This is a genomic window from Pseudomonas caspiana, assembly GCF_002158995.1.
GTDB classification, from domain to species: Bacteria; Pseudomonadota; Gammaproteobacteria; order Pseudomonadales; family Pseudomonadaceae; genus Aquipseudomonas; species Aquipseudomonas caspiana.
On sequence record NZ_LOHF01000002.1, the window covers coordinates 303,500 to 327,784 of the forward strand.

Genomic DNA, 24,285 nt, shown 5'->3' on the forward strand with positions numbered 1-24,285 from the left:
AGCGATGATTGAGCCATGGATATCTACGAACAACGCCTTAGAGCCCTTCGCCATGCTATGGCTGGCCTCACCCAGAAAGACTTCGCCAACCAGTTCGGTCTGGACGCGTCTTATTTATCGCAACTGTTGAACGGCCATCGAAAGCTGGGCGAGAAAGCGGCTGCAACCCTTGAGGGCAAAATTGATCTGCCCGCAGGCACATTGGTTGCTCCAGAGACAAGCGATCTGCTTGAGGGCGCAGCGCCAAAAGCCGTGGCTGCCGTCGACACCAAAAGAGTCATGGAAACCTTGGGGTTTATCACCATTCCGCACCTCAACGTCGCAGCGTCGATGGGCTACGGTCTGGTTCCGGAAAATCAGGTTGAAGTCATTCGCGAGATGACCGTTCACCTTGATTGGCTGAAAACCCAGGGCGTGCCGTACTCCAGTCTTGAAAATCTGGCGATCATCACCGGTGATGGCGACAGTATGGAGGGCACCTTTCGCGACGGCGACTCGTTGCTCGTGGACCGGGGAATCACGGAAATCCGCACCGACGCGGTTTACGTGTTCACCCTTGACGGCGACCTGTTCATCAAGCGGCTTCAGCGGATGACCGGGGGCGCACTAAGAATGATCTCGGACAATCCCGTTTACCCGCCGATCATGATCGACGGGGCCGATCTGGAGAAAATCCATATTCAAGCGCGGGTCTTGCTCGTGTGGAATGCCAGGAAACTTTGAGGCTCTGAACCAAGCTAAAAAACACGCCCGCTCCTGCGGGCTTTTTTACGCTCAAACGAAAAAGGAGTACACACGTACTCTTTTACCTTGCCGTTTTGCCCCTCAATAATTACTGTATGTATATACATAACACCAAGGAGGATCACATGTCCAAGACGCAAACCAGGGCCCTCGTCCCCCCTACATCGCTCGAACTGCTGGGCGCACGCCTTCAGAAAATCATTACGTCACCCGCCGCTCGCAAGGAACATGCGGCGTTGGTCTACAAGGCGCCAGACGAGTCTCAGCAGGACTGGGATCAAATCATTGATGCCATCACCGAGACCGATGGCGTGTACGCAACCCTTCAGGACGACGGCTCCGTACGCGTGTTCTGGGACGTACCGGCTCAGGACTGAATGATTTATTCAAAACGCCAGGAAATATTTAGCAAAAGCTATTGTATAAATATTTAGCTATTGCTAATTTAATCTCGTACCCATTCATTACCGAGTACGAGCCATGAAGAACCCAAAGCATCACCCTCGCTGCCTGGTGTACCTGCATCCGGCAGCCGCTTCGAGTCCTGCTGCAATCCGGACTATCCAGCAGCAAGTCGGCCTGCTGCTGATCATTACTCCGAAAAATCGTCGCGATCAGGTCAATCCTGCCTTTGCCACTGCGGATCAGTCCAACCCTTGGGGAGGTGACGCAGCATGAGTCAGACACTCAATCAACTGCGATCCGAATTTGCCACGCCCTGCCCAACGCTGAGCGCCGTTAGAGAGCGGTATTTCTCTCATATATCGAGCGATCGTTACCTGATGCGCAAGATCAGCAGTGGCGCAATTGCCCTGAAAGTTACTCGCCTGGGCGGCTCCAATAAAGGTCAGCCAGTGGTGTATTTGCACAACCTCGCGGACTATCTGGATGCTCAAGACCAGTTACAGGCGGCGTGACCCGAGATAGCCGCTGCCAGACAGCGGCATCGATTTCATTCCCTGAAAGCAACAAATCTGATGCAAAACCCACACGCTTATCAACAATGGCATTGACAGGCATGCACAGCGAAGCGTCTAGGACGGCACTTTTCACAGACAGCGCTGATATTTAAGACTTTTTTCAGCTCATTACTGGATATTTCAAAATAATCAGCTAAGTGGTCTCAAGCTGAACCGTTTAACGTCGATAGGCTACTAACGTTTCCTCTCTCGACAGGCCCTTCGCATGAATCTGAGAAATCTTAATATCGCCCCCCGATCGCTACTCTGCTTTGGCTTTTTTGCCATGCTGATTACAGCCTTGGGCCTGTTCTCATTACAACAGTCTGTTGGTTTGAAAGAGTCACGAGAGACACTGCAGGACAACGTGCTGCCTACTATTCAGGCAATTGAGCAGATCAAGACTGACCTGGTCACGATCCGTCTTGGTAATACCGGTTTGCGCGCCGCGCAAGACGCAGAAAATGCCAAGAGGCAGCTCGACCGTATAAGCCAGGCACGCAACAGCCTGGAAACAGATGTCCGTAAGCTGAAGCCGTTACTGATTACCGAAGCCGGTCAAAAGGCATTCAGCAACATGGACCGCAATCTGGTGGCATACCTGGCCGTTCATTCGCGCTTCCTGGACGCGGTGGCGCAAAAGCGTGAAGACGTTATCAATGCGATGACGATCTCCACCGGTGAGATGACTCAGGCCGCCGAACTGTTAAGTAAGGACATCACAGAGGTTTCGCGCCTGGCCAACCTGAAGATGGCCGAGTCCGACGCTGTGGCCGACCAGACTTACTCCCAATCGCGTAACGTGACCATCGCGGCTATCGTGATCGCGCTGGCGGCGACGCTGGCACTGGCCGCGTTGTTTACCCGCAGCCTGGTAGCGCCGATCGCCAAGGCCCTGGCCGTTGCTCAGCAAATTGCCGCCAACGATCTCAGCAAGCCAATCGACATTGATGGCAAAGACGAACCGGGCCGCCTGCTGCAAGCGCTATCGGTAATGCAACAAAACCTGCGTCGTACACTGGGAGAGCTGGGCGACTCCTCGTCGCAGCTGGCATCGACCTCCGAAGAGATGACCGCCGTTACCGAGGACTCGTTGCGTGGCGTGCAGCGTCAAAACGACGAAATCAATCAGGCTGCAACAGCCATTAATCAAATGAGTGCGGCGGTTGAAGAAGTAGCACGCAACGCTTCGCTGGCTTCCACAGCTGCGCGTGATTCGAGCCAGTCGGCAGAAAACGGCAGCAAGCGTGTCGGCGAAACCGTGAGCGTGATTAATGAGCTGCATCAGGCAGTAGGTGTCACTGCGGTCGAGATCGACGGTCTGGCCGTACAAGTGCAAGGCATCAGCGGCGTGCTGGACGTGATTCGCGGTATCGCTGATCAGACCAACCTGCTTGCCCTCAACGCAGCGATCGAAGCAGCGCGGGCTGGCGAAGCCGGTCGTGGCTTTGCGGTAGTAGCAGACGAAGTTCGGGCGCTGGCCCATCGTACTCAGCAGTCCACTGCCGAGATCGAAAAAATGATCGCCTCGATTCAGGACGGCGCCGGTAAAGCGGTCAGCGCCATGGGCCACAGCAGTGAGCGCGCACGCGCCAGCCTTGACGTCGCTGAAGCGGCTGGCCTGGCACTGGCTGAAATCACGGCGGCGATAATACAGATCAACGAGCGCAACATGAGCATTGCTTCCGCCACTGAAGAGCAAGCGCAGGTTGCCCGGGAAGTTGATCGTAACCTGACCAGCATCCGCGACCTGTCCCTGCAAACATCCGCAGGCGCCAACCAGACCTCGGCTGCCAGCAGCGAGCTATCGCAACTGGCAGTGGGGCTGAATCAGTTGGCATTGCGCTTCAAGATGTGAGGATGATCATGCTGCCGCCGTGTCTTCGGCACGGCGCAGTCTTGCACAAAATGAAAACCCTGCAGGAACTGCCGAAGGCTGCGAATCGCGGCGAGTCAGGATGAATGCCTTCGCAGCCTTCGGCAGCTCCTGCAGGAAATTCATTCCAGTCCGAAGGATGCAGCTCTAGACCTTCACCCGCCGCTCCACCACTATCTCCGGCAAATCCAGCCGTCGCATGTATACCCGCAAAGGCTCGCTGATGCGCAAGCGGTCGTCGATGTTCTGCTCAAGAAGCAACTGAAGGCGCTCACGGCTGAGGGTCATCAAATCGTTTTCTGCGGCCATCCAGACGAAGTCGCAGGTCGGGATAATGCCGTCATCACTGACGTCCATACCAAACGAATCTTCGCTGAAGCGCACGATGTATCGCTGTGCCTTGTGGTGGTAACCGACGAAGCCGGCGAGGTCGTCGGCGGCTTCGCAAATAGTGCTGGAAGTGGTTTTCATCGGCAGTCCTGCCCCAGTGAGTGGGGAAGCAATCACAGTGCGCGGCGGAAGATGTCTTCTATCTGGGCCTGGTCAGCAGGACGCGGGTTGGTCAGGCCGCAGGCGTCTTTCAAAGCGTTGGCCGCCAGGACCGGAAAGTCCTCTTCCTTGACGCCCAGCGCGGTCAGCCCCGGCGGTATGTCGATGGAACCGGACAACGTACGGATCGCTGAAATCGCGGCACGGGCACCCTCCTCCGGCGCCAGGCCGCGAATGTCCGCCCCCATGGCATGCGCCACATCCGTCAGGCGAGCCGGGCAGACCGCGGCATTGAAACTCTGCACATGAGGCAGCAATACCGCATTGCACACCCCATGCGGCAAGTCGTAGAAACCACCCAGTTGGTGTGCCATGGCATGCACAAAACCCAAAGAGGCATTGTTGAACGCCATGCCCGCGAGGAATTGCGCGTACGCCATGTTCTCCCGCGCTTCCATGTCGGAACCATCGTTCACTGCGCGACGCAGATAACCGGCAATCAACGCCATCGCCTTTAGAGCACAGGCGTCGGTGATCGGCGTAGCGGCCGTCGAGACGTATGCTTCGATGGCATGAGTCAGCGCGTCCATGCCGGTGGCAGCGGTCAGCGATTTGGGCATTTTGGCCATCATCGCCGGGTCGTTCACCGACAGCAGCGGCGTGACATTACGATCTACAATGGCCATTTTCACGTGACGGACTTCGTCAGTGATGATGCAAAAGCGGGTCATCTCACTCGCTGTACCCGCCGTGGTGTTGATGGCAATCAACGGCAATTGCGGATTCTTCGAGCGGTCCACGCCTTCGTAATCACTGATGTGCCCGCCATTGGTGGCGCACAACGCAATGCCTTTGGCGCAGTCGTGAGGCGAACCGCCGCCCAGAGAAATCACGAAGTCGCATTCTCGCTCACGCAATATGGCCAGTCCGCTTTCAACGTTGCTGACGGTCGGGTTGGGTTTGGCGCCATCGAATACCACCGAGTCAATGCCCTGCTCTACCAGAAGACCAGCGATCTGGGTCGCCAGCCCTGCCTTGGCAAGGCCAGCATCGGTAACGATCAGTGCTTTGAGAAAACCGTATTTACGAATCGCCTGCATGGCCTCGTCGAGACAGCCAAGGCCCATGATGTTCACGGCGGGAATGAAGAAGGTGCTGCTCATGATGGAACCTCGGCGCAATCGCCTGCGTGGGAATGCTTACAGCATGCGCGTGCCGAGGAAGGAAAAATTGATCTGGCTCAATGAATTGGGCTGTGAGCGCGATCCTGTAGGAACTGACGAGCAACGCGAGGCTGCGATAGCGATCTGCCTGATAAACCGTCATCGCAGCCTCGCGCTGCTCGTCAGCCCCTACAGGTAGTGGGTCTTAGCTGATAAACCCATCCGCCTGCAGCAAGGTTTCAAGGCATTGTTCCTGAATACCGTAAAACACTTTCAGTTCCTGGATTTTCGCCAGTATCTCGGTGGATTTGAGCGGCTCGGCGCGTTTGACGGCCAGAATCATCTTGTTCTTATTGGTGTGCTCCAACGAGATGAATTCAAACACCTTGGTCTCGTAACCACAGGCTTCGAGCAGCAGCGCACGCAAGCTGTCGGTGACCATTTCAGCTTGCTGGCCCATGTGCAGACCGTATTGCAACATCGGCCGCAGCAACGTCGGGCTCTGGATTTGCAGACGGATCTGCTTATGGCAGCACGGCGAACACATGATGATCGACGCACCGGAGCGAATGCCCATGTGAATCGCGTAATCCGTGGCGATGTCGCAGGCATGCAACGCAATCATGACGTCCAGCGCACTGGGCGCCACGCTGCGTACGTCGCCGCACTCAAACTTCAGCCCCGGATGTTCAAGACGTTCCGCCGCGTTGTTGCACAGCGTGACCATGTCCTCGCGTAGCTCAACACCGGTGACCTGCCCTTCGGCTTGCAAGGTGTTGCGCAGGTAATCGTGAATCGCGAACGTCAGGTAACCTTTGCCGGAGCCGAAGTCCGCCACTTTGATCGGCTGATCGAGCTTGAGTGGCGACGACGTCAGGGCGTGAGAAAACACCTCGATGAATTTATTGATCTGCTTCCACTTACGCGACATGGACGGGATCAGCTCATGCTGCTTGTTCGTCACGCCCAGGTCAGTCAGAAACGGTCGGGTCAATTCCAGATAACGTTTCTTCTCCCGATCATGGCCTGCCGACGGTGCTTCACGTTCCTGCTGCGCCTTGCTCTTGAACAGCGTGCTTTTGCCTTTCTTGCTGAACTCCAGCTGGACCTCATCGGTCAACGACAGCAAGTGCGCATTCTTGAAAGACTCAGGCAATAGCTGTGCAATGACCTGCACCGCCTCGACCAATGGGAAGTTCTTGGTAATGTCGCGGGTTTTGTAGCGATACACAAAGGACAGGCAAGGCTGATCCTTGACCGTCAGCGCCTTGATGATCACCCGCTGCAACTCGGCTTCAGCGCCCACGTACTTGGCCAGCACCAGCTTGATGAACGAGTTCTGGGAAAGACTGTTTTCCAGCAGACTCAAAAACTGCGCACGATGATCCGGCGCGGGCTGGGTGGAAGTAGCGGTGACTGACATCGAAAAACGCCTCGGAAACGAGCTGATAGCAAAGATGGCTATTTTAGGCGGGTTAAGGCGCTGGAGGTTGGATTAATTGATGAACGCCGGTCTGGAAGAATAAAGCCGGATTGGCGAGCCTGTAGCCAGTTTGTTACTTTTTGATTCCGAATGGCTAAAGTGACTTTAGCCAAAACGTAAGTTCCCCTGCATAATCCGTCGCCTACGCCAAGATATCGAAAACCTGCGCGCTATAGATACTCAGCGCAATGAGAAGTACCGCGGCAATCTGCAGTCCTGGCCGATAAGTAATACCAAAGGTCTAAACCCATAAAATATGGCTGCCTGTTATTAAATGCGAGTTGCGGGCAAAGCCTTGAGAAATCATTCATGAATAAGCTGTGTTTACTCGGTCTCCTGGTCGGTCTGGCCAGTCAGCCAGCGTTGGCTGCAAACAATGTCAACGCCTCGGCCGCCAATAGTCAGGCCACGCTGCAAGCTAAAAACGCCTTCATCGCCAACTTGATGAAGCAAATGACCCTCGACGAAAAGATCGGTCAACTGCGCTTGATCAGCATCAGCCAGGAAGTACCGCAGCCGATGATTCTCAAGGAAATTGCTGCGGGTCGCATTGGCGGCACGTTCAATTCCATCACCCGCGCAGAAAACCGCCCGCTTCAGGAAGCGGCAGTTGCCAAGAGCCGTCTGAAAATCCCGATGTTCTTCGCCTACGACGTGATCCACGGCCATCGGACTATTTTTCCGATCAGCCTGGGCATGGCCGCCAGCTGGGACATGGCCGCGATTGCCGAGACTGGCCGCATTTCGGCTATCGAAGCCAGTGCCGACGGTCTGGACATGACGTTCGCACCGATGGTGGATATCTCTCGCGATCCGCGCTGGGGCCGTAGCTCCGAAGGCTTTGGCGAGGACACTTATCTGGTTTCACGCATTTCCAAAGAAATGGTCAAGTCATTCCAGGGCGCAAATGTCGCATCTGCGGACAGCATCATGGCAGCGGTCAAACACTTTGCCCTTTATGGCGCAGTCGAGGGTGGTCGTGATTACAACACTGTGGACATGAGTCCGAACCGCATGTATCAGGATTACCTGCCGCCCTATCGCGCCGGTATTGATGCAGGCGCTGGCGGTGTAATGATCGCACTCAACTCAATCAATGGCGTACCGTCCACCTCCAACAACTGGCTGCTGCAAGACCTGTTGCGCAAGGACTGGGGCTTCAAGGGCGTGACGATCAGCGACCACGGTGCGATCAAGGAGTTGATCGATCACGGCGTTGCCAAGGATTACCGCGAAGCGGCAAAACTGGCCATCAAGGCCGGCGTTGACCTGAGCATGAACGACAAGGCTTACGGTGAAGAACTGCCAGGTCTGGTCAAAAGCGGCGAAGTTTCCATGACGGAAATCGACAGCGCGGTCCGCGAAGTGCTGGGCGCCAAGTACGACATGGGTCTGTTCGCCAACCCATACCTGCGCATCGGCGATGCCGCTCAGGACCCGGCCGACACCTACTCTGACGACCGTCTGCACCGCGCAGAAGCGCGCGACGTAGCACGCAAGACTCTGGTGCTGCTGAAAAACCAGAACGAAACCCTGCCGCTGAAGAAAGAAGGCACCATCGCCGTGATCGGCAGCCTGGCCAAAAGTCAGCTGGACATGCTCGGCAGCTGGTCTGCCGCAGGTCGCCCGAATCAGTCGGTCACTGTGTATGACGGTCTGGCCAATGCCGTCGGCGACAAGGCAAAACTGCTTTATGCCCGTGGGTCCAACGTCAGCGATAACGAGCACATTCTTAACTACCTGAACTTCATCGAACACGAAGTAGAAGTTGACCCGCGCCCCGCTCAGGAAATGCTCGCCGAAGCGGTGAAGACCGCTGAACAGGCCGACGTAATCGTCGCAGTAGTGGGCGAGTCTCGCGGCATGTCACACGAATCCGCCAGCCGCAGCAGCCTGAACATCCCTGCCACCCAGCAGGCATTGATCAAGGCACTCAAAGCCACGGGCAAACCGCTGGTACTGGTGTTGATGAATGGCCGTCCGCTGACACTGGTCGACGAAGTCGAGCAAGCCGATGCGATGCTGGAAACCTGGTTCCCGGGTACCGAAGGCGGCAATGCCGTGGCCGACGTACTGTTTGGCGACTACAACCCGTCCGGCAAGCTGGCAATGTCGTTCCCGCGCTCGGTGGGTCAGTTGCCTATTTATTACGCGCACCTGAACACAGGGCGTCCGTATTCACCGGAGAAGCCAGGCAACTACACATCGCAATACTTTGAAGAAACCAACGGCCCGTTGTTCCCGTTTGGTTTTGGTCTGAGCTACACGCAGTTCGATGTTTCCGACATCACCCTGTCCGCCAAAGACCTGCCACGCAAAGGCAAGCTGACCGCCAGCGTGACCGTGAAGAATACCGGCAAGGTAGCGGGCGAAACCGTGGTTCAGCTGTACCTGCGTGATGTTGCAGCGTCCATCAGCCGCCCGGTCAAAGAACTCAAGGGCTTCGAGAAAATCATGCTGAAAGCCGGCGAAGAAAAAGTCGTGACCTTCAGCCTGACTGAAGAAGACCTGAAGTTCTTTAATCCACAGTTGAAATACGCTGCTGAAGCCGGTGAATTCAAGCTGATGATCGGCCTGGATTCTGCGACGGTTAAAGAAACGAGCTTTAATTTGTTGTAATCACCGCGGCCTTCCCCTTGTGGGAGCGAGGCTTGCCCGCGATGAGACTGGACGCGATAGATCTGATATCTGCGGCGTCCTTATCGCGGGCAAGCCTCGCTCCCACAGGAGTTAGCATTCCAAACCAGATAATGCGCAATCCTGGCTGCCCCGCTCATGCCCTCCACTTCCCGGTCCCTGCGCATCACGCTGTATGTCCTGCTGATCCTGGCGGGCGCTGCTGTCTCGGCCGGATTGGCGATGCGACAGGCGCAGCGTCATGGCGTAGAGCAAGATGCTGCACGGGCGCAGGAGCAGCTTTCGCTTTACGCCAACACCCTGCATACCCTGATTGAACGTTATCGGGCACTGCCCGCAGTGCTGGCCCTTGACCCGGAATTGCGCGCCGCCTTGAATGGCCCGATTACGGCCGTGTCCCAGGATGCCCTGAACCGCAAACTGGAGAAGATCAACGGCGCAGCGCAATCCTCGACCCTGGAGTTAATGGATCGCAATGGCCTGGCCATCGGTGCGAGCAACTGGCGGCTGCCGACCAGTTACGTGGGTCACAACTACGCTTTTCGCCCGTATTTCCAGCAGACCAAAGCCACCGGCGTCGGACGCTTTTACGCGGTCGGCGTGACCAGCGGCATCCCCGGTTACTTCCTGTCCCATGCGGTAACAGGCGATGCAGGTGAGTTCATGGGGGCCATGGTGGTCAAACTGGAATTCCCCGACCTTGAGCATGAGTGGGCCAAGGGCGAAGACTTGCTGCTGGTCAGTGACGCCAAGGGCATCGTCTTCATTGCTAGCCAGCCGCTTTGGCGTTATCGCGAATTGCTGCCCATTACTACGCAAGATCGCGCCGAACTGTCCGCGACTCGCCAGTACGACAAACAACCGCTGTCCCCGCTGCAACGCACTGAGCTGCGCGAATTCAACCAGCAAAGCCACCTGACCCAAGTCGATGGACCGGATGGCAAGGCTGATTATCTGTGGCAGTCCATGCCGCTACCTGGTGAAAACTGGACCCTGCACTTGTTACGCAACCCGCAACTGGCCAGTGAGGATGCCCGAAACGCAGCGCTGGCAGCCGCGGGCATCTGGCTGACGATCGTGTTTCTCGGATTGTTCCTCTACCAGCGCTGGCGTCTGGCACGCCTGCGCGAAAGCAGCCGGGATGAACTGGAGCGACAGGTTCAAGAGCGCACTCGGGATCTGCGTACCGCACAAGAGGGCTTGGTGCAGTCGACCAAGCTCGCCGCGCTGGGTCAGATGTCCGCAGCCCTGGCCCATGAAATCAACCAGCCGCTTACAGCGCAAAGCATGCAATTGGCTACGCTGCGTCTGCTGCTGGATCACGGCCGTATCGACGACGCCTACAAGGCCCTCGAACCGCTGGATCAACAGCTGATACGGATGAAGGCGCTGACTGGCCACCTGAAAACGTTCGCCCGCAAAAGCCCCGGAGGTTTGCGCGAACGGCTCGATCTGGCGGCGGTGGTTGATCAAGCCTTATTGTTGCTGGACTCTCGACTACGCGACGAGCATGTCGATTGCGTCCTGAACCTGACGAGACCGGCCTGGGTACGCGGCGACGCGATCCGCCTGGAGCAAGTGCTGATCAACCTGTTGCGTAATGCGCTGGACGCCATGCGCGACAAGCCCGTCAAACGCCTGGAAATCCGTATCTATCCGGAGCAGACGCGCTGGCTCATCAGCGTGGCGGACAGCGGCGGCGGTATTGAAGACGAGCATCTGGCGAATATCTTCGATCCATTTTTCACCACTAAACCTGTTGGCGATGGTTTGGGGTTGGGGCTTGCGGTGTCCTATGCCATCGTCCACGAGTTGGGTGGACGGCTGAGCGCCGAAAACCAGAACAATGGCGCGCTGTTCTGGTTCAGCCTGCCCAATGACTATCTGGAGCCTGATTCTGCATGTTGAACTCAGTGATTGTGGTCGACGACGAAGCCCCGATTCGTGAGGCCGTGGAGCAATGGCTGACCCTGTCCAGCTTCGATGTTCAGGTCTACAGCCGTGCTGAAGACTGCCTGGCGAATCTGCCCGAGCATTTCCCCGGAGTAATCCTCAGCGATGTGCGCATGCCGGGTATGAACGGCATGGAGTTATTGAGCCGCTTACGGGCAATCGACGCCGATCTGCCGGTGATTTTGCTGACCGGACATGGCGATGTACCCATGGCCGTGGATGCCATGCGCGAAGGTGCATATGACTTTCTCGAAAAACCCTTCAGCCCCGAGGTGCTGTTGCGCAACTTGCGTCGCGCCCTGGAAAAACGTGAGCTGATTCTGGAAAACCGTCGCCTCCACGAACAGGCCGACACCCGGACTCAACTGGAAGCCAAGCTGCTGGGCGTTTCACCCGGCCTGCAAACCTTGCGGCGTCAGGTACTGGACTTGTCGCAACTGCCGGTTAACGTGGTCATTCGTGGTGAAACCGGTAGCGGCAAGGAGATGGTCGCCCGCTGCCTGCATGATTTCGGCCCTAGGGCGCACAAGCCTTTTGTGGCGCTCAACTGCGCGGCGATCCCGGAGCAGTTGTTTGAAGCCGAACTGTTCGGCCACGAGAGCGGTGCTTTCACCGGCGCTCAAGGCAAACGTATCGGCAAGCTGGAATACGCGGACGGCGGCACGTTGTTTCTTGATGAAATCGAAAGCATGCCGCTGGCTCAACAGGTCAAACTGCTGCGCGTGCTGCAAGACAAGAAACTTGAGCGGCTGGGTTCAAACAAGCCCATTGATGTCGACTTGCGTATTGTCGCCGCCACCAAACCGGACTTGCTGGAAGAGGCTCGCGCCGGACGCTTTCGCGAGGATCTGGCCTACCGGCTGACGGTGGCCGAATTGCGCCTGCCACCGTTGCGTGAGCGCCGTGAGGACATCCCGCTGTTGTTCGCGCATTTCGCCAATGCGGCAGCGCAACGTCTGGGACGCGGCGCACCTGAACTCAGTGGCGCACAGCTGGGCCAATTGTTGAGTCATGACTGGCCCGGCAACGTTCGCGAACTGGCTAACGCTGCGGAGCGGCAAATTCTCGGCCTGACCTCATCGCCGACGTTCACAACCGATCCGGGACAATCCCTTGCGGCCCAACAGGAAGCCTTCGAAGCACAATGCCTGCGTGCCGCGCTGGCCCGGCACAAAGGGGATATCAAAGCAGTGCTCGAAGAACTGCAGCTGCCGCGCCGCACCTTGAACGAGAAGATGCAACGGCATGGGTTGCTGCGCGAGATGTTTGTCGAGTAGATCTGCAGCCAGGGCATCACTGATCGATCTGAAAACACCGTCCCTGTAGGAGCTGCCGAAGGCTGCGATGCATTTTTCCTGACACACCGCCATCGCAGCCTTCGGCAGCTCCTACAGATATTCGCGTTAGCGATGAAATTATCGGCAACTTTCCGCCTACCCCAACACCATCAATAAGCGGATTTCCGCTCATCCAGATAACGCCATCCCCTCTAAACCGGCCTTTTCTCACATGGCACAGCTCCTGCTATAGCCACAGCAAGGCCGCGCACTGACGCGCCATTCTAAAAACAATGAATAAAAAGGAACATGATGGACATTCCCAACTCTGCTTCTAAAGGGTCGGCCAACGCTCCAGCGGCTGAAAAAACCACCTCAAGTCGTCTCAAATCGATTTTCAGCGGCTCGGTCGGCAACATGGTCGAGTGGTATGACTGGTACGTCTACGCCGCCTTTTCCCTCTACTTCGCCAAGTCCTTTTTCCCGAAAGGCGACACCACAGCGCAACTTCTCAATACCGCAGCCATTTTCGCCGTAGGCTTCCTGATGCGCCCGATTGGCGGATGGCTGATGGGTTTGTACGCTGACCGCAAGGGCCGCAAGGCAGCACTGATGGCTTCGGTACTGTTGATGTGTTTCGGCTCCCTGATCATCGCGCTGACACCGGGCTATGAAGTCATCGGCGTCGGCGCTCCGATCCTGCTGGTCTTCGCCCGATTGCTGCAGGGCCTGTCGGTTGGTGGCGAGTACGGCACCTCGGCTACCTATCTCAGTGAAATGGCAACCAAGGAACGTCGCGGCTTCTTCTCGAGCTTCCAGTACGTGACGCTGATTTCCGGCCAACTCATCGCGCTCGCCGTATTGATCGTGCTGCAGCAGACGCTGACCACCGAGCAACTTTACTCGTGGGGTTGGCGCGTGCCGTTCGTGATCGGCGCACTCTGTGCTGTGGTTGCGCTGTTCCTGCGTCGTGGCATGGAAGAAACCGAATCGTTTACCCGTGCCAAGAAGGAAAAGCCAAAAGAAAGCCTGATGCGTACTTTGATGCGCCATCCGAAGGAACTGATGACTGTCGTGGGCCTGACCATGGGCGGTACGCTGGCTTTCTACACCTACACTACGTACATGCAAAAGTACCTGGTGAACACGGTGGGGATGAGTATCAGTGACTCGACCACTATTTCTGCCGCAACCCTGTTTCTGTTCATGGTGATCCAACCGCTGGTTGGCGCGCTATCGGACAAGGTCGGTCGCCGCCCCATCCTGATCGCCTTTGGTGTGATGGGTACGCTCTGCACCGTGCCGATCCTGACTACCCTGCATACGATCCAGACCTGGTGGGGCGCGTTCTTCCTGATCATGGCGGCGCTGATCATCGTCAGCGGTTACACCTCGATCAACGCAGTGGTGAAAGCAGAACTGTTCCCTACCGAGATTCGCGCATTGGGCGTTGGTCTGCCGTATGCACTGACCGTGTCGATCTTTGGCGGCACGGCGGAATACATCGCGCTGTGGTTCAAGAGCATTGGCATGGAGACCGGGTACTACTGGTACGTTACGGCGTGTATCGCCTGTTCGTTGCTGGTTTACGTGTTCATGAAAGACACACGCAAGCACTCACGCATCGAAACCGACTGATTCCATCAGCGGCAATGATAAGGGGCAGCCACACTCGTGGGTCTGCCCTTTTTTAATACGAGAAATTCTCAACTGGCACCCGCCAGATCGGTGCAATCCACAGCTAAAAAAATAACAAAAAAGGCAATAATTATGACAATTTAAATTTGTCAAGAGGGTTTATTACAAGATTTTTCAAAAAAATGCACCGTCCTGATGCAGGCCAAGCTGAGAAGCCCGAAAATCGTGCCCTGTATCCAACTATCATTTCTAGCGATGGTCGTTAGCACTGCTATTCACTTCTGAATAAATTTCAGGCGCGTAGCATTCACTCCATACCGAACTGACAACCCATTCGATTACTGGAGTACACCATCATGAAAACCAACAAACTGATTTTTGGCATTGCATTCTCTGTTCTGGCTTCAAGCGCATTCGCTTCGCCACAACTTCCAAGCCTGCCAGGCAACAACCACACCAACGCGGTTGAGCAATCTTCGACCCTTACTGTTGCCGAAGGCGGTTCCGTACACACCAACGTAGGCAGCATCCGCCAAGCGGCTGTTGGCAGCGATCAGGTTGGTGCTGATCGTCTGGCTGCTGACGGTGCCGACAATGTAGGTCCTAACCGCCAGGCCGCTGATGGTGCTGATCACGTAGGCGCAAATCGTCTGGCTGAAGACGGTGCTGACCGTGTAGGTGCAAATCGTCTGACTTCTGACGGCGCCGACCACGTTGGTGCAAATCGTCTGGCCGCTGATGGCGCAGACCGCGTAGGTGCAAATCGTCTGATCTAACTGATCGAACGGTCCCTTTTAGCCCGGCCTTGCGCCGGGCTTAATCGTTTTTGAGTCACGCAAAAATATCAGACGCTTTGAATGTCAGGCACTATAGACGCATCTTTTCATGCGCCTTTGAGCCCACAGGATTAGCACATGTCAGACGATATTTATTCGTACGAACCCTCCCAAGGCCACGGCTTGCCACACGATCCGTTCAATGCAATCGTAGGTCCTCGCCCTATCGGCTGGATCTCGTCACAAGATGCCAACGGCAAGTTGAATCTGGCGCCGTACAGCTTCTTCAACGCCTTCAACTACATCCCGCCGATCATTGGCTTCTGTAGCGTTGGGCGCAAAGACAGCCTGAACAACATCGAACAGACTGGCGAGTTTGTCTGGAACCTGGCCACGCGGTCGCTGGCTGAAGCCATGAATCAGAGCTGCGCACCGGTTGCTGCGGATGTCAGCGAGTTCGAATTGGCAAACCTGACGCCGCTGGCATCGCAAATAGTGGCCGTGCCGCGCGTTAAGGAAACGCCGGTTTCGTTCGAGTGCAAGGTGACCCAAATCATCCAGTTACAACGCGCCGACAAAGAAGTCGTGCCTAGCTGGCTGATTCTGGGTGAAGTGGTGGCGGTGCATATCGCAAAATCACTGCTCAAGGACGGGATCTACGACACAGCGGCTGGCGAGCCTATTCTGCGTGGCGGCGGCCCGGCAGATTACTTCCAGCTAGGTCCGGAAGCGCTGTTCAAGATGCACCGCCCCAAAGCCTGATCATTGAGCCTGAAATGAAAGACCGCCCTCAGCATCGATATTGATCAAGCGGTTCAGCTCATCGGTAGCTGCAACATCAGCTTCATGGGCGGTCTTGAATTTTTGCTCGGGCAGCACCCGATTGAATACCGGTGCACCACCGGCCCCCAGGCCCTTTACTGCAATGGCGGCGCTGTAGCCACCTTCGCCTGGGACGACTGCTGAAACCGCTTCGAAGCCATTGAGTTCTTTACGTGCCATGGGTCCAGATCCTGCCTGTGCTTTGAAAGCTGGGGATTCTAAACCTACGACGCTCAAACCGCTTGCATCAGGTGCTCGGCCTCAGCAAGGGTGGCAAAGGTATGGAAATCCAGGCTGCTGACCATATAGGTCTGCATGACGTCGGCAAACACTTGTAACTCGGGGATGGTCAGCCAGCTGTTCATTGCCTCTTCGCTGACCCAGCAGCCGGAAATCAGCCACAGGTCCGGATCCTTTAGCGAGCGCTGCAAAGCGAAGCTCAAGCAACCTTCAGCCGTGCGAGAAGGCTCGATCAGGCAGAGCAAGCGCTCGCCCAGTTGTTCGCTGTGACCAGTCCTGGCGCGGGCGAAAACCAGATGGCTCACTGATGATGACTGAGGCATGGTCATAGCTCCTTTAGTGTACAGGATGATGTTTTCAGGGTGCGGCGACAGGAACCGAGATTAGAGGCTTAGGGCAACACTCGTTAGTCAGTTACTGTCGGCTTCTTGCCTGATCCTGCGTAGCTGTGAAAATCACGCGATACAGAAGGGGCAGACTTCATGCAACGCCAACGCAGTAACAGGCAACGGCAGACCCGGTTTGACAGCGTGAAACATGCACTCTGGCAGAATCAGGCAATCATCTCGCAGGATTCAGGTAGTGCTTTGGCTTGCACAAAAATAAGCTGGGCACATCAATGAAGGATTAAAGGACTCGCTCATGCCGCCACTTCAGCCACTCAAAGAACCGCTTAGCGAAGACCTCGAGAAGCAGCGAATCGAGCTGGCTGACCTGGTTCGCCGATTCGCTCCTGCCGAAGGCTCATTTCAGACGGCTATTTCGCCGCTGCACATGGTGCGCTATGAAAGCCCGGCGCAATCGCTGCCTAGCCTGGTTCAGCCTGCGCTTTGCTTGTTTGCCCATGGCAGCAAGGAAGTGCGTCTGGGTGACGAGACCTACACTTACGATCCACTCAACTACCTGGTGCTGTCTGTCGCGTTGCCGTTGAGCGGCAGAATCCTTCACGCGACACCGGAAAATCCGAATCTGGCTTTGCGACTGGATATCGACCCGGCAGATATCAACGCCCTGATCGCCGAAGCCGGTCCCATGAGCGTTCCGACCCGCCCCAGCGGACGCGGCCTCTATATCGAAAGGATCGACACGCAGTTGCTGGATGCAGTGCTACGCCTGTCACGTTTGCTCGATAGCCCGAAAGACATCCCCATGCTCGCGCCACTGATCAAACGCGAAATTCTGTATCGACTGTTGCGTAGCCCCCAAGGCCATCGCCTCTACGAAATAGCCATCACCAGTTGCCAGACTCATCGCGTGACTCAGGCGATCCGATGGCTCAATCACAATTTCACTGAGCCTTTGCGCATTGAAGAACTGGCCAGGGAGGTGAACCTCAGCGTTTCCACTCTGCACCATCGCTTCAAGGCCGTCACGGCGATGAGTCCGTTGCAATACCAGAAGCAGTTGCGGCTGCAGGAAGCACGACGCTTGATGCTGGCCGATGGGCTCGACGCGTCGGCTGCAGGCTACCGAGTGGGCTACGAAAGCCCATCGCAATTCAGCCGGGAATACAGTCGTCTGTTCGGCGCTCCGCCGCTGCGCGATCTTGCCCGGTTGCGGGCCACTGTTTAGCGCTGTTCGCCACACACTCCTGTAGAAGCGCACGAGTACCGCGAGGCCGCGATAGCATCCCGCCTGACACACCGCCATCGCAGCCTCGCGGTGCTCGTGCGCTCCTACGGCAGAAGTGGTTGGTACTTAAGACGCTATAACTTTTAAGGCAATACGCCATACCCCATAGATCAATTCTGTCCTACGTCCCCTGCACGCCTGCCCTACACTCGCTTTAATCCTTCCTGAACTGCCAAGTAGTTGGAATGAGGAAAGCGACATGAACATAAAAATAAAAAAATGCGTCACCGTTCTGAGTATCAGCGCCGTTATCGCGGTGTATGCAGCGGGTGTCTACCGCAACGAACTGGCTCGTCAGGCGCCACAAGTGGCGACATGCAGCTTCGGTCATTGCGTGCCCAGTAACGCGACATTCAGCGCATTGCGATAAGGCTTCGCTGAAGCGTTTAAGTGGCTGGAAATGCATAAGGCAGCTATCGATTAGGGAGCTATCGGCTTAGACTGATTGTGCTCCCCGTCGGCATTCGGCGGAAATCACTGTCGATCAGGTTCTGTCTTGACAAGTATTGCCCAGACCACGCCTTCAATCCGTAGCGTCCTGTACGCGTTGATGATGGCCGTATTTCTCAGCGCCCTTGATCAGACGATTGTTGCCGTCTCGATCCCCGCTATTTCTACCCAGTTCAATGATTTCGACCTGTTGGCCTGGGTGATTTCCGCCTACATGGTTGCACTGACCGTTGCCGTACCCATTTACGGCAAGCTCGGGGATCTTTACGGCCGACGCAAGTTGATGCTGTTTGGCCTGGGGCTGTTTACATTGGCCTCGCTGTTCTGCGGCATAGCGCAGAGCATGGAGCAACTGGTGCTGGCGCGAGTCATTCAAGGTATTGGCGCGGGCGGCATGGTTTCAGTCAGTCAGGCAATCATCGGCGATCTTGTTCCGCCGCGGGAACGCGGACGCTACCAAGGCTATTTCAGCGGCATGTACGCCTTGGCCAGTGTGTCAGGTCCGGTTTTGGGAGGCGTCATGACTCAATACCTTTCCTGGCGCTGGGTGTTCCTGATCAACCTGCCACTGGGCTTGATTGCGTGGTGGTTCGCCAAACGCACGTTACTCGGCCTGCCTGTCCCGCAACGCAAACCGATCATCGACTACCTGGGTACGGTGTTGATGATCGTCGGCCTGACGGCGCTGTTGCTGGGCATAACTGAAATTGGCCAGGGCCATAGCTGGCGGGATCAGCAGGTACTGACGCTGCTCGGTATTGCATTGCTGGCTCTGGTTTGTTTCGTCTGGTACGAACGGCGAGCATTGGAGCCTCTGTTGCCGATGCATTTGTTCACCAACCGCAGCGCAGTGCTCTGCTGGTGCACGATTTTCTTCACCAGCTTCCAGGCGATTTCGCTGATCGTGCTGGTGCCGCTACGATTCCAAACGGTCACCGGTGGCGGTGCCGACAGCGCTGCACTGCACCTTCTGCCACTGGCGATCGGCATGCCCATGGGCGCTTTTTTTGCGGGGCGTCGCACTTCATTGACCGGCCGCTACAAGCCAATGATTCTTACCGGCGCAATGTTGATGCCGATTGCGATTCTCGGCATGGCGTTCACCCCGCCGCAATCCTTGCTGATGACCAGCTTGTTTATGGTGCTGACAGGAATCGCCAGTGGCATGCAGTTCCCAACGTCGTTGGTGGGGACGCAAAACTCGGTGGCGAAACACGACATGGGCGTGGCGACCAGCACCACTAACCTGTTTCGCTCTTTGGGTGGCGCGGTGGGCGTGGCGTTGATGTCGGCATTGTTGCTGGCAATGCTGCAAGGCACTGAATTTGGTGATGCAGGGTTGGCTGGTGCAGGCTCGATCGGCGGTGAAGGTGCGTCCGGCAACGTGCTGATGGACAGCCTCAATGCCGCCAGCGGCCCGGCGCTGCAAATCTTGCGTGATGAGCTGTTACTGACCTTCCGCCACCTGATGATCGTCAGCGCAGCCATTTCACTGCTGGGTCTGGCTGCCGCACTGGCGATGCCCAACAACCTGTTGCGGGGGAGAGAGCATAAAGAGAGCTGATCAACGGGCAACGATCATTTAGCCTGAAATGTTTTCCCGTGGGGGCGAATTCATTCACGAAATAGGCGGCCCCGAAAACAGGGGCTGACACACCGTCTTCGCGAATGAATTCGCTCCCACAGAGCCCCATCTACAGCCCATCGCGCGGAGACAGAGCTATTTCCAGAGTTAACCCCCGCTTAGCTACTGGCTGTAATACCCCACCGCCACCAGATAATCGCCAACCTTGCGCGCATACGCATGCTTGTTTTCTACTTTGCCAGTTACGGGATTGCGCCAGCGGTACTCGTATTCAGCGGTGTCCTGCTTTCCAATCAGCGCCAACATCGGCTCGCCGACCGGTTTGCCTTCCGGGTCTTTGACCTTACGGAAGTCGGTGTTGATCAATCGCAGGTTGGTGCCATGGGCGACATAACGCTTGCTGTTCAGATCGACCACGAACACATAAAGGTCATCCTGCAAAAAACCGCCTCGCAGGCTGTTGATTGCACTGAGGGTCCCTTTCTGGTCGCGACTCAATTCCTTGACTGCTTTGTCCAATAAAGCTCTGGCTTGTTCAGGCGATGCACGAGGGACGTAGTAACCCACCGCCAGAATCCGCTCGCCAACACGCTGAAAGTAAACCCGCTTACGCTCGACTTTACCGTCGGCCCAGTTATGCCAGCGGTATTCAGCCTGCTGTACACCTTTGCTTTCCGGCGTCTGCAAAACATCCTTGAAGGCTTTTTGCAGGTCCGACTCCAGCACCTGAGAGACATCGCGACCAATCAACACAACCGAGGGTCCACCGCTGGCAAGCATGACGCCATGGGTGTCGACGACGAACACATAACGCTCCCCATCAACGAACTCACCCTGACGGCTGAATTCGGCAAACGACTTGTCCCCCGCCTGCTGATAACGGGCAACCGCTTTCTCCAGCAGAGCTCTGGCAGCAGGCCCCTGCTCCGGGCTTTCGACCCCAGCCCACACCTGACCAAGCCAGGCGGAGCATAGAACCCCCAGAACAACACCCATACGTCGTGGTGAAAATTGCATGAACGGCCCCTTTTTTTGTAAGTCTGCACAGAGCTTAGACAAACGCCGGATGATGAAGAATCATTCATGGAAAAGGGGTCGTCAGCGCCGTATCGCTATCCGCTGAAATCAGTCCAGAACCACTGCGTACGCTCGGCCTTAAGGTGCTCGAAAGCAGGCATGACCTCACCTTTGTTGAAGAAACGCCGGGAGCGCGCCATGGCGCTGCTGAACCAGTGGCCGGTCTGCGGGCAAGGCTGACCGGCACGCACCGAAGCCATGGGCTTTTCGTCGAAGCGTGCGTACCACTGCGCAGTGGATTGCTCGGTAAAACCGATGCCCCGCCCCGGGCAAGGATGCAGGCACCCGGTATCCTGCACCCGTATGGGTTTGAGCACTTTATTGACCGCCACGTAAGCACTCGATGGCGCCTCGCTCTTGCCGCCCAACGCGGGTAACACGCCAGCGCGGATCATCAGGCCATTCTCATAAGTATGAAAAACCACATCGCTATGGGTACTGAGCACGCTGCGCAAGCGGTCACTGCCGCCCAACTGATGCACGAACCGGTTCCCCAGAACGCTGTACCAACTGACGCCCTTGATTCGATCAAGTAAACGCAGGCTTTCCATATGAGGCCCGGCATCCACCATCAGACCGATATAGTTTCGCGCCAGCTCATATTCCAGCGGCAAATAACGCAGACCATCTCCTGGCAAGACACACACAAGACCGCCGTAGCCATGCTCGGCCTGAGTCTGATTACATAGATATTTGATCCATCCTTCATAAACCCTGGCGCCGTCTCTCTCCATCAAAAAGGACCAGGGCAGGAGCATTTTCAGACAGGAGTGATCCGTAGCCGCCTGAGATTGCGAGGGGGCCATCACCGACATGCAATGAGTGGCGGCTTCGACTGGCCTGGCGCTGGAAATTGACCACAGCAGCGGCTCGTCTGGCGAGCTTTCAAGCACTTGCCGTCGACAGATAGAGAAACTGCTCGGAGACAGCTTTCGAAGGCGCTGATAGGACTGCCAATCAAGGGCCGAGCGAAACGTGTCGTAAAAATGTGTAAAACATTCCTCGATACGCCGCCTGATCTGCTCAGTGTGACCGTGCTTGAAATACAAAGTGGTCATCAGGCCGAGTCTAGCGGCGGGTCGGCATTGTGCAGCATCAGCCAATAATTGATTGGCCTGGTCCTTGAGTCTTCCCGGAATTCCTACTGCTTCAGGTACGGTTTGCAACACGCTTTTATTCTCCCGGTCATCGAATGCCGCGGAAGAGTGAAGGGAGTTGCCGGAAGGGACAATACTGGAAAATCAATTTGGGAAATCAGCTACACACTTCAAGAAGTGTCCTACTCAATTCCTACAAAAATAGCCTCTGCCGAACGCTTTTGATCGCCGACAGTCATAGTGGCATTGCGCCAACAGCGTAAGGTGTGGGTAAAGTGACTGGGCAGTCACTTCATACTTCGATATAGATGCGGGCTGTGGGGAACGGGAATATTCTGACAAAAGTTTCAGGTGCGTAGCGCGGGGCTGAGGCGCAGCATATCCAAACCGGCGTCAACCCACTTCTCGGCTCTGTCGTTGAGCGAGTAGCTATCAGGAATCAGTAGCCATTGACCCAGCATGCCGTCGATGTAGGCATGAAGGGCGATAGAAGCGCGGACAGTGTCCAGATCTGCGGGCAGTTGACCTTTACGCACGGCGTTACTCAGTGCCAGGCCAATACGGTCGTTGCACTCCAGCGCGTTGGCTTGGCGCTGGAGGCGGAAATCGCACATTTCATCGGTGAATTCGCATTTATGAAACAAGATCTCATTAATGCGACGCGTTTTTGGGTCCAGTGTAATTTCATGAAACAAATGAATAAGCAATTTCTTCATGCAACCCAATGGGTCGACCTCGTCCTCGCTTTCGCTCGCCTTGGCCATCTCTTCCAGTGGCTCCTGAATGCTGTCGAGCATCGCCTGCACCAGATCTGCCTTGTTGCTGAAGTGCCAGTAAATCGCACCGCGAGTCACGCCTGCCAAGGATGCGATATCTGCCAGAGTCGTACGCGCAACCCCCCTTTCATAGAACGCTTTTTCGGCGGCTACAAGGATTTGGCTACGGGTAACCTGAGCTTCCTCTTTGGTACGACGAACCATGGCAGTAAAACCTCATTAAATATGCTACGCGCCACGAATTGCGTGGCCCTGAAGCAAAACCGGGCGGCATTTGTAGCACCTTGTCCCGAACCTTCGATCCCCAGTCAGCACGGCTTGGAGAAGCAATACTGGCTATTTACAAACAACCGTGAATGTAAGTATATTCGTTAGCCTACTACTTATCCAACCAGAATTTTTCACACCCTTTCACTTTTCTTGAGCACCCAGGCTCCTGACCCGAGGATCTTCATGCAATTCAAGCCAGCTGTTACCGTACTGGTCACTGCCGTCGCCCTGGCAACACTGCTCAGTGGATGCAGTAAAAAGGAAGAAGCCGCAGCCCCTGCAGCTGCACCTCCTCAGGTCGGCGTCGTCACCATCAAAGCCCAACCCTACACCCTGACTTCGGAACTGCCGGGCCGCACCACGGCTTATCGCATCGCCGAGGTTCGGCCACAGGTCAACGGCATCATTCTCAAGCGCATGTTTACAGAAGGCGCCGATGTGAAGGCCGGCCAACAGCTGTATCAAATTGATCCAGCGCTTTACGAAGCCACGGCCAACAGCGCGAAGGCGACTTTGCAGTCGGCCAAGTCGTTGGCTGATCGCTACAAGCAACTGGTCAACGAGCAAGCCGTAAGCCGTCAGGAATACGACACTGCCCTGTCTTCCAGCCAGGAAGCACAGGCCACGCTGCAGACCGCTCAGATCAACCTGCGTTACACCAAGGTCATGGCACCGATCTCTGGCCGTATCGGGCGCTCCGATGTGACTGAAGGCGCACTGGTCACCAGCGGTCAGACCAACGCGATGGCAACCATCCAGCAACTTGATCCGATCTACGTTGACGTGACCCAGTCTTCCGCCGAGATGCTCAAGCTGCGTCGCGATCTGGAGAGCGGCAAGCTGCAAAAAGCCGGGGACAACGCCGCGACGGTCAAGCTGACCCTGGAAGACGGCAGCGAGTACAGCAAGCCGGGCAAACTTGAGTTCTCCGAAGTGTCGGTAGACCAGGCGACTGGCTCCGTGACCTTGCGTGCAGTATTCCCGAACCCTGACCACACCCTGCTGCCTGGCATGTTCGTTCACGCCCAACTGCAAGCTGGTGTGAAAAGCGAAGCCATTCTTGCTCCACAGCAAGGCGTGACCCGTGACATGCGCGGCAAGCCATCAGCCCTGGTGGTCAATAAAGACAACAAGGTTGAGCAGCGCGAACTCATCGCCAACCGCACTTCAGGTGCTTACTGGCTGATCGAAAAAGGTCTGGAGCCGGGTGATCGCGTAATCACCGAAGGTCTGCAATTCGTCAAGCCAGGCGCGCAAGTGACGGTCAAGGAAGCGACCAACCTCACGCCAGCCCAGTCCGCTCAGTCCGCCCCTGCCGCCACTGGCAAAGGTGAGTAACCG

General features: G+C 56.3%; 24 protein-coding genes and 1 pseudogene. 17 read left to right on the forward strand and 8 right to left on the reverse strand.

The window, feature by feature from the left end:
• Positions 1-15 precede the first annotated feature (15 nt).
• The 6 genes and pseudogenes from AUC60_RS03775 (at position 16) to AUC60_RS03795 (ending at position 3,561) form a co-directional block, all read left to right on the forward strand.
• On the forward strand, positions 16-723 hold the full coding sequence (locus AUC60_RS03775) for an XRE family transcriptional regulator (RefSeq protein ID WP_087264751.1): 708 nt from the start codon (positions 16-18) through the stop codon (positions 721-723).
• A 146-nt stretch (positions 724-869) separates the two neighbouring features.
• On the forward strand, positions 870-1,121 hold the full coding sequence (locus AUC60_RS03780) for a DUF1654 domain-containing protein (RefSeq protein ID WP_087264752.1): 252 nt from the start codon (positions 870-872) through the stop codon (positions 1,119-1,121).
• A 103-nt stretch (positions 1,122-1,224) separates the two neighbouring features.
• Positions 1,225-1,422, forward strand: a complete 198-nt coding sequence (locus AUC60_RS03785; protein ID WP_087264753.1) for a hypothetical protein — start codon at positions 1,225-1,227, stop codon at positions 1,420-1,422.
• The gene (locus tag AUC60_RS03790; RefSeq protein WP_087264754.1) at positions 1,419-1,661 is read left to right on the forward strand and encodes a pyocin activator PrtN family protein; all 243 of its coding nucleotides are present in this window, start codon (positions 1,419-1,421) and stop codon (positions 1,659-1,661) included. The genes AUC60_RS03785 and AUC60_RS03790 overlap by 4 nt, the downstream gene beginning before the upstream one ends.
• A 328-nt stretch (positions 1,662-1,989) precedes the next feature.
• Positions 1,990-2,412, forward strand: a pseudogene (locus AUC60_RS28430) (MCP four helix bundle domain-containing protein); the annotation flags it as partial.
• A gap of 42 nt (positions 2,413-2,454) precedes the next feature.
• Positions 2,455-3,561: a methyl-accepting chemotaxis protein gene (locus AUC60_RS03795; protein ID WP_405623625.1), complete on the forward strand. Its 1,107-nt coding sequence runs from the start codon at positions 2,455-2,457 to the stop codon at positions 3,559-3,561.
• Between the two features lie 165 nt (positions 3,562-3,726).
• On the opposite strand, the gene AUC60_RS03800 is transcribed toward AUC60_RS03795, so the two are convergent.
• The gene (locus tag AUC60_RS03800; RefSeq protein WP_087264756.1) at positions 3,727-4,050 is read right to left on the reverse strand and encodes a DUF2025 family protein; all 324 of its coding nucleotides are present in this window, start codon (positions 4,048-4,050) and stop codon (positions 3,727-3,729) included.
• Positions 4,051-4,082: 32 nt separating this feature from the next.
• On the reverse strand, positions 4,083-5,231 hold the full coding sequence (yiaY, locus tag AUC60_RS03805) for an L-threonine dehydrogenase (RefSeq protein WP_087264757.1): 1,149 nt from the start codon (positions 5,229-5,231) through the stop codon (positions 4,083-4,085).
• Here yiaY and AUC60_RS03810 point away from each other — a divergent pair.
• Positions 5,230-5,430 carry a hypothetical protein gene (locus AUC60_RS03810; protein WP_087264758.1) on the forward strand — a complete coding sequence of 67 codons (201 nt, stop codon included), beginning with the start codon at positions 5,230-5,232 and terminating at the stop codon, positions 5,428-5,430. The two genes, yiaY and AUC60_RS03810, sit on opposite strands and share 2 nt — an antisense overlap.
• Positions 5,431-5,436: 6 nt before the next feature.
• Here AUC60_RS03810 and AUC60_RS03815 read toward each other — a convergent pair whose 3' ends face one another.
• On the reverse strand, positions 5,437-6,654 hold the full coding sequence (locus AUC60_RS03815; RefSeq protein ID WP_087264759.1) for a class I SAM-dependent methyltransferase: 1,218 nt from the start codon (positions 6,652-6,654) through the stop codon (positions 5,437-5,439).
• A gap of 369 nt (positions 6,655-7,023) precedes the next feature.
• Between AUC60_RS03815 and bglX the strand changes: the two genes are divergently transcribed.
• The 6 genes from bglX to AUC60_RS03845 all read left to right on the forward strand — a co-directional run bounded on the left by bglX (position 7,024) and on the right by AUC60_RS03845 (position 15,757).
• On the forward strand, positions 7,024-9,333 hold the full coding sequence (gene bglX / locus AUC60_RS03820) for a beta-glucosidase BglX (RefSeq protein WP_087264760.1): 2,310 nt from the start codon (positions 7,024-7,026) through the stop codon (positions 9,331-9,333).
• A 156-nt stretch (positions 9,334-9,489) separates the two neighbouring features.
• Positions 9,490-11,259 (forward strand): ATP-binding protein, encoded by a 1,770-nt coding sequence (locus AUC60_RS03825; protein ID WP_087264761.1) that lies wholly within the window; start codon positions 9,490-9,492, stop codon positions 11,257-11,259.
• A complete protein-coding gene (locus AUC60_RS03830; protein WP_087264762.1) occupies positions 11,253-12,581 on the forward strand; it encodes a sigma-54-dependent transcriptional regulator in 1,329 nt (442 codons plus the stop codon). The genes AUC60_RS03825 and AUC60_RS03830 overlap by 7 nt, the downstream gene beginning before the upstream one ends.
• Before the next feature lie 312 nt (positions 12,582-12,893).
• The gene (locus AUC60_RS03835; RefSeq protein WP_087264763.1) at positions 12,894-14,219 is read left to right on the forward strand and encodes an MFS transporter; all 1,326 of its coding nucleotides are present in this window, start codon (positions 12,894-12,896) and stop codon (positions 14,217-14,219) included.
• A gap of 356 nt (positions 14,220-14,575) precedes the next feature.
• Positions 14,576-14,995: a hypothetical protein gene (locus AUC60_RS03840; protein WP_087264764.1), complete on the forward strand. Its 420-nt coding sequence runs from the start codon at positions 14,576-14,578 to the stop codon at positions 14,993-14,995.
• Positions 14,996-15,133: 138 nt separating this feature from the next.
• Positions 15,134-15,757 (forward strand): flavin reductase family protein, encoded by a 624-nt coding sequence (locus tag AUC60_RS03845; protein WP_087264765.1) that lies wholly within the window; start codon positions 15,134-15,136, stop codon positions 15,755-15,757.
• On the opposite strand, the gene AUC60_RS03850 is transcribed toward AUC60_RS03845, so the two are convergent.
• Positions 15,758-15,997 (reverse strand): hypothetical protein, encoded by a 240-nt coding sequence (locus tag AUC60_RS03850; protein ID WP_087264766.1) that lies wholly within the window; start codon positions 15,995-15,997, stop codon positions 15,758-15,760.
• Positions 15,998-16,050: 53 nt separating this feature from the next.
• Positions 16,051-16,380, reverse strand: coding sequence for a putative quinol monooxygenase (locus AUC60_RS03855; RefSeq protein WP_087264767.1), 330 nt, complete (start codon positions 16,378-16,380; stop codon positions 16,051-16,053).
• Between the two features lie 319 nt (positions 16,381-16,699).
• On the opposite strand from AUC60_RS03855, the gene AUC60_RS03860 reads away from it, so the two are divergent.
• The 3 genes from AUC60_RS03860 (at position 16,700) to AUC60_RS03865 (ending at position 19,703) form a co-directional block, all read left to right on the forward strand.
• Complete coding sequence (locus AUC60_RS03860) at positions 16,700-17,629, forward strand: AraC family transcriptional regulator (protein ID WP_087264768.1); 930 nt, start codon at positions 16,700-16,702, stop codon at positions 17,627-17,629.
• A gap of 259 nt (positions 17,630-17,888) precedes the next feature.
• Positions 17,889-18,059 (forward strand): hypothetical protein, encoded by a 171-nt coding sequence (locus tag AUC60_RS27960; protein ID WP_167384306.1) that lies wholly within the window; start codon positions 17,889-17,891, stop codon positions 18,057-18,059.
• Positions 18,060-18,185: 126 nt separating this feature from the next.
• Positions 18,186-19,703 (forward strand): MDR family MFS transporter, encoded by a 1,518-nt coding sequence (locus tag AUC60_RS03865; RefSeq protein WP_087264769.1) that lies wholly within the window; start codon positions 18,186-18,188, stop codon positions 19,701-19,703.
• A 183-nt stretch (positions 19,704-19,886) separates the two neighbouring features.
• On the opposite strand, the gene AUC60_RS03870 is transcribed toward AUC60_RS03865, so the two are convergent.
• From AUC60_RS03870 to AUC60_RS03880, 3 genes are all read right to left on the reverse strand, one after another.
• Positions 19,887-20,741, reverse strand: coding sequence for a cache domain-containing protein (locus AUC60_RS03870; protein ID WP_238599513.1), 855 nt, complete (start codon positions 20,739-20,741; stop codon positions 19,887-19,889).
• Positions 20,742-20,836: 95 nt separating this feature from the next.
• The gene (locus AUC60_RS03875; protein WP_405623531.1) at positions 20,837-21,970 is read right to left on the reverse strand and encodes a type VI immunity family protein; all 1,134 of its coding nucleotides are present in this window, start codon (positions 21,968-21,970) and stop codon (positions 20,837-20,839) included.
• 275 nt (positions 21,971-22,245) lie between these two features.
• Positions 22,246-22,878: a TetR family transcriptional regulator gene (locus AUC60_RS03880; RefSeq protein WP_087264771.1), complete on the reverse strand. Its 633-nt coding sequence runs from the start codon at positions 22,876-22,878 to the stop codon at positions 22,246-22,248.
• Between the two features lie 249 nt (positions 22,879-23,127).
• On the opposite strand from AUC60_RS03880, the gene AUC60_RS03885 reads away from it, so the two are divergent.
• Positions 23,128-24,282: an efflux RND transporter periplasmic adaptor subunit gene (locus tag AUC60_RS03885; RefSeq protein WP_087264772.1), complete on the forward strand. Its 1,155-nt coding sequence runs from the start codon at positions 23,128-23,130 to the stop codon at positions 24,280-24,282.
• The last annotated feature ends 3 nt before the right edge of the window (positions 24,283-24,285 follow it).

Coding starts and splice junctions, on each gene's coding strand:
- AUC60_RS03775 (WP_087264751.1), top strand. CDS start 16: ATGGATATCTACGAACAACGCCTTAGAGCCCTTCGCCATGCTATGGCT.
- AUC60_RS03780 (WP_087264752.1), top strand. CDS start 870: ATGTCCAAGACGCAAACCAGGGCCCTCGTCCCCCCTACATCGCTCGAA.
- AUC60_RS03785 (WP_087264753.1), top strand. CDS start 1,225: ATGAAGAACCCAAAGCATCACCCTCGCTGCCTGGTGTACCTGCATCCG.
- AUC60_RS03790 (WP_087264754.1), top strand. CDS start 1,419: ATGAGTCAGACACTCAATCAACTGCGATCCGAATTTGCCACGCCCTGC.
- AUC60_RS03795 (WP_405623625.1), top strand. CDS start 2,455: ATGGCCGAGTCCGACGCTGTGGCCGACCAGACTTACTCCCAATCGCGT.
- AUC60_RS03800 (WP_087264756.1), bottom strand. CDS start 4,050: ATGAAAACCACTTCCAGCACTATTTGCGAAGCCGCCGACGACCTCGCC.
- AUC60_RS03810 (WP_087264758.1), top strand. CDS start 5,230: ATGATGGAACCTCGGCGCAATCGCCTGCGTGGGAATGCTTACAGCATG.
- yiaY (WP_087264757.1), bottom strand. CDS start 5,231: ATGAGCAGCACCTTCTTCATTCCCGCCGTGAACATCATGGGCCTTGGC.
- AUC60_RS03815 (WP_087264759.1), bottom strand. CDS start 6,654: ATGTCAGTCACCGCTACTTCCACCCAGCCCGCGCCGGATCATCGTGCG.
- bglX (WP_087264760.1), top strand. CDS start 7,024: ATGAATAAGCTGTGTTTACTCGGTCTCCTGGTCGGTCTGGCCAGTCAG.
- AUC60_RS03825 (WP_087264761.1), top strand. CDS start 9,490: ATGCCCTCCACTTCCCGGTCCCTGCGCATCACGCTGTATGTCCTGCTG.
- AUC60_RS03830 (WP_087264762.1), top strand. CDS start 11,253: ATGTTGAACTCAGTGATTGTGGTCGACGACGAAGCCCCGATTCGTGAG.
- AUC60_RS03835 (WP_087264763.1), top strand. CDS start 12,894: ATGGACATTCCCAACTCTGCTTCTAAAGGGTCGGCCAACGCTCCAGCG.
- AUC60_RS03840 (WP_087264764.1), top strand. CDS start 14,576: ATGAAAACCAACAAACTGATTTTTGGCATTGCATTCTCTGTTCTGGCT.
- AUC60_RS03845 (WP_087264765.1), top strand. CDS start 15,134: ATGTCAGACGATATTTATTCGTACGAACCCTCCCAAGGCCACGGCTTG.
- AUC60_RS03850 (WP_087264766.1), bottom strand. CDS start 15,997: ATGGCACGTAAAGAACTCAATGGCTTCGAAGCGGTTTCAGCAGTCGTC.
- AUC60_RS03855 (WP_087264767.1), bottom strand. CDS start 16,380: ATGCCTCAGTCATCATCAGTGAGCCATCTGGTTTTCGCCCGCGCCAGG.
- AUC60_RS03860 (WP_087264768.1), top strand. CDS start 16,700: ATGCCGCCACTTCAGCCACTCAAAGAACCGCTTAGCGAAGACCTCGAG.
- AUC60_RS27960 (WP_167384306.1), top strand. CDS start 17,889: ATGAACATAAAAATAAAAAAATGCGTCACCGTTCTGAGTATCAGCGCC.
- AUC60_RS03870 (WP_238599513.1), bottom strand. CDS start 20,741: ATGCAATTTTCACCACGACGTATGGGTGTTGTTCTGGGGGTTCTATGC.
- AUC60_RS03880 (WP_087264771.1), bottom strand. CDS start 22,878: ATGGTTCGTCGTACCAAAGAGGAAGCTCAGGTTACCCGTAGCCAAATC.
- AUC60_RS03885 (WP_087264772.1), top strand. CDS start 23,128: ATGCAATTCAAGCCAGCTGTTACCGTACTGGTCACTGCCGTCGCCCTG.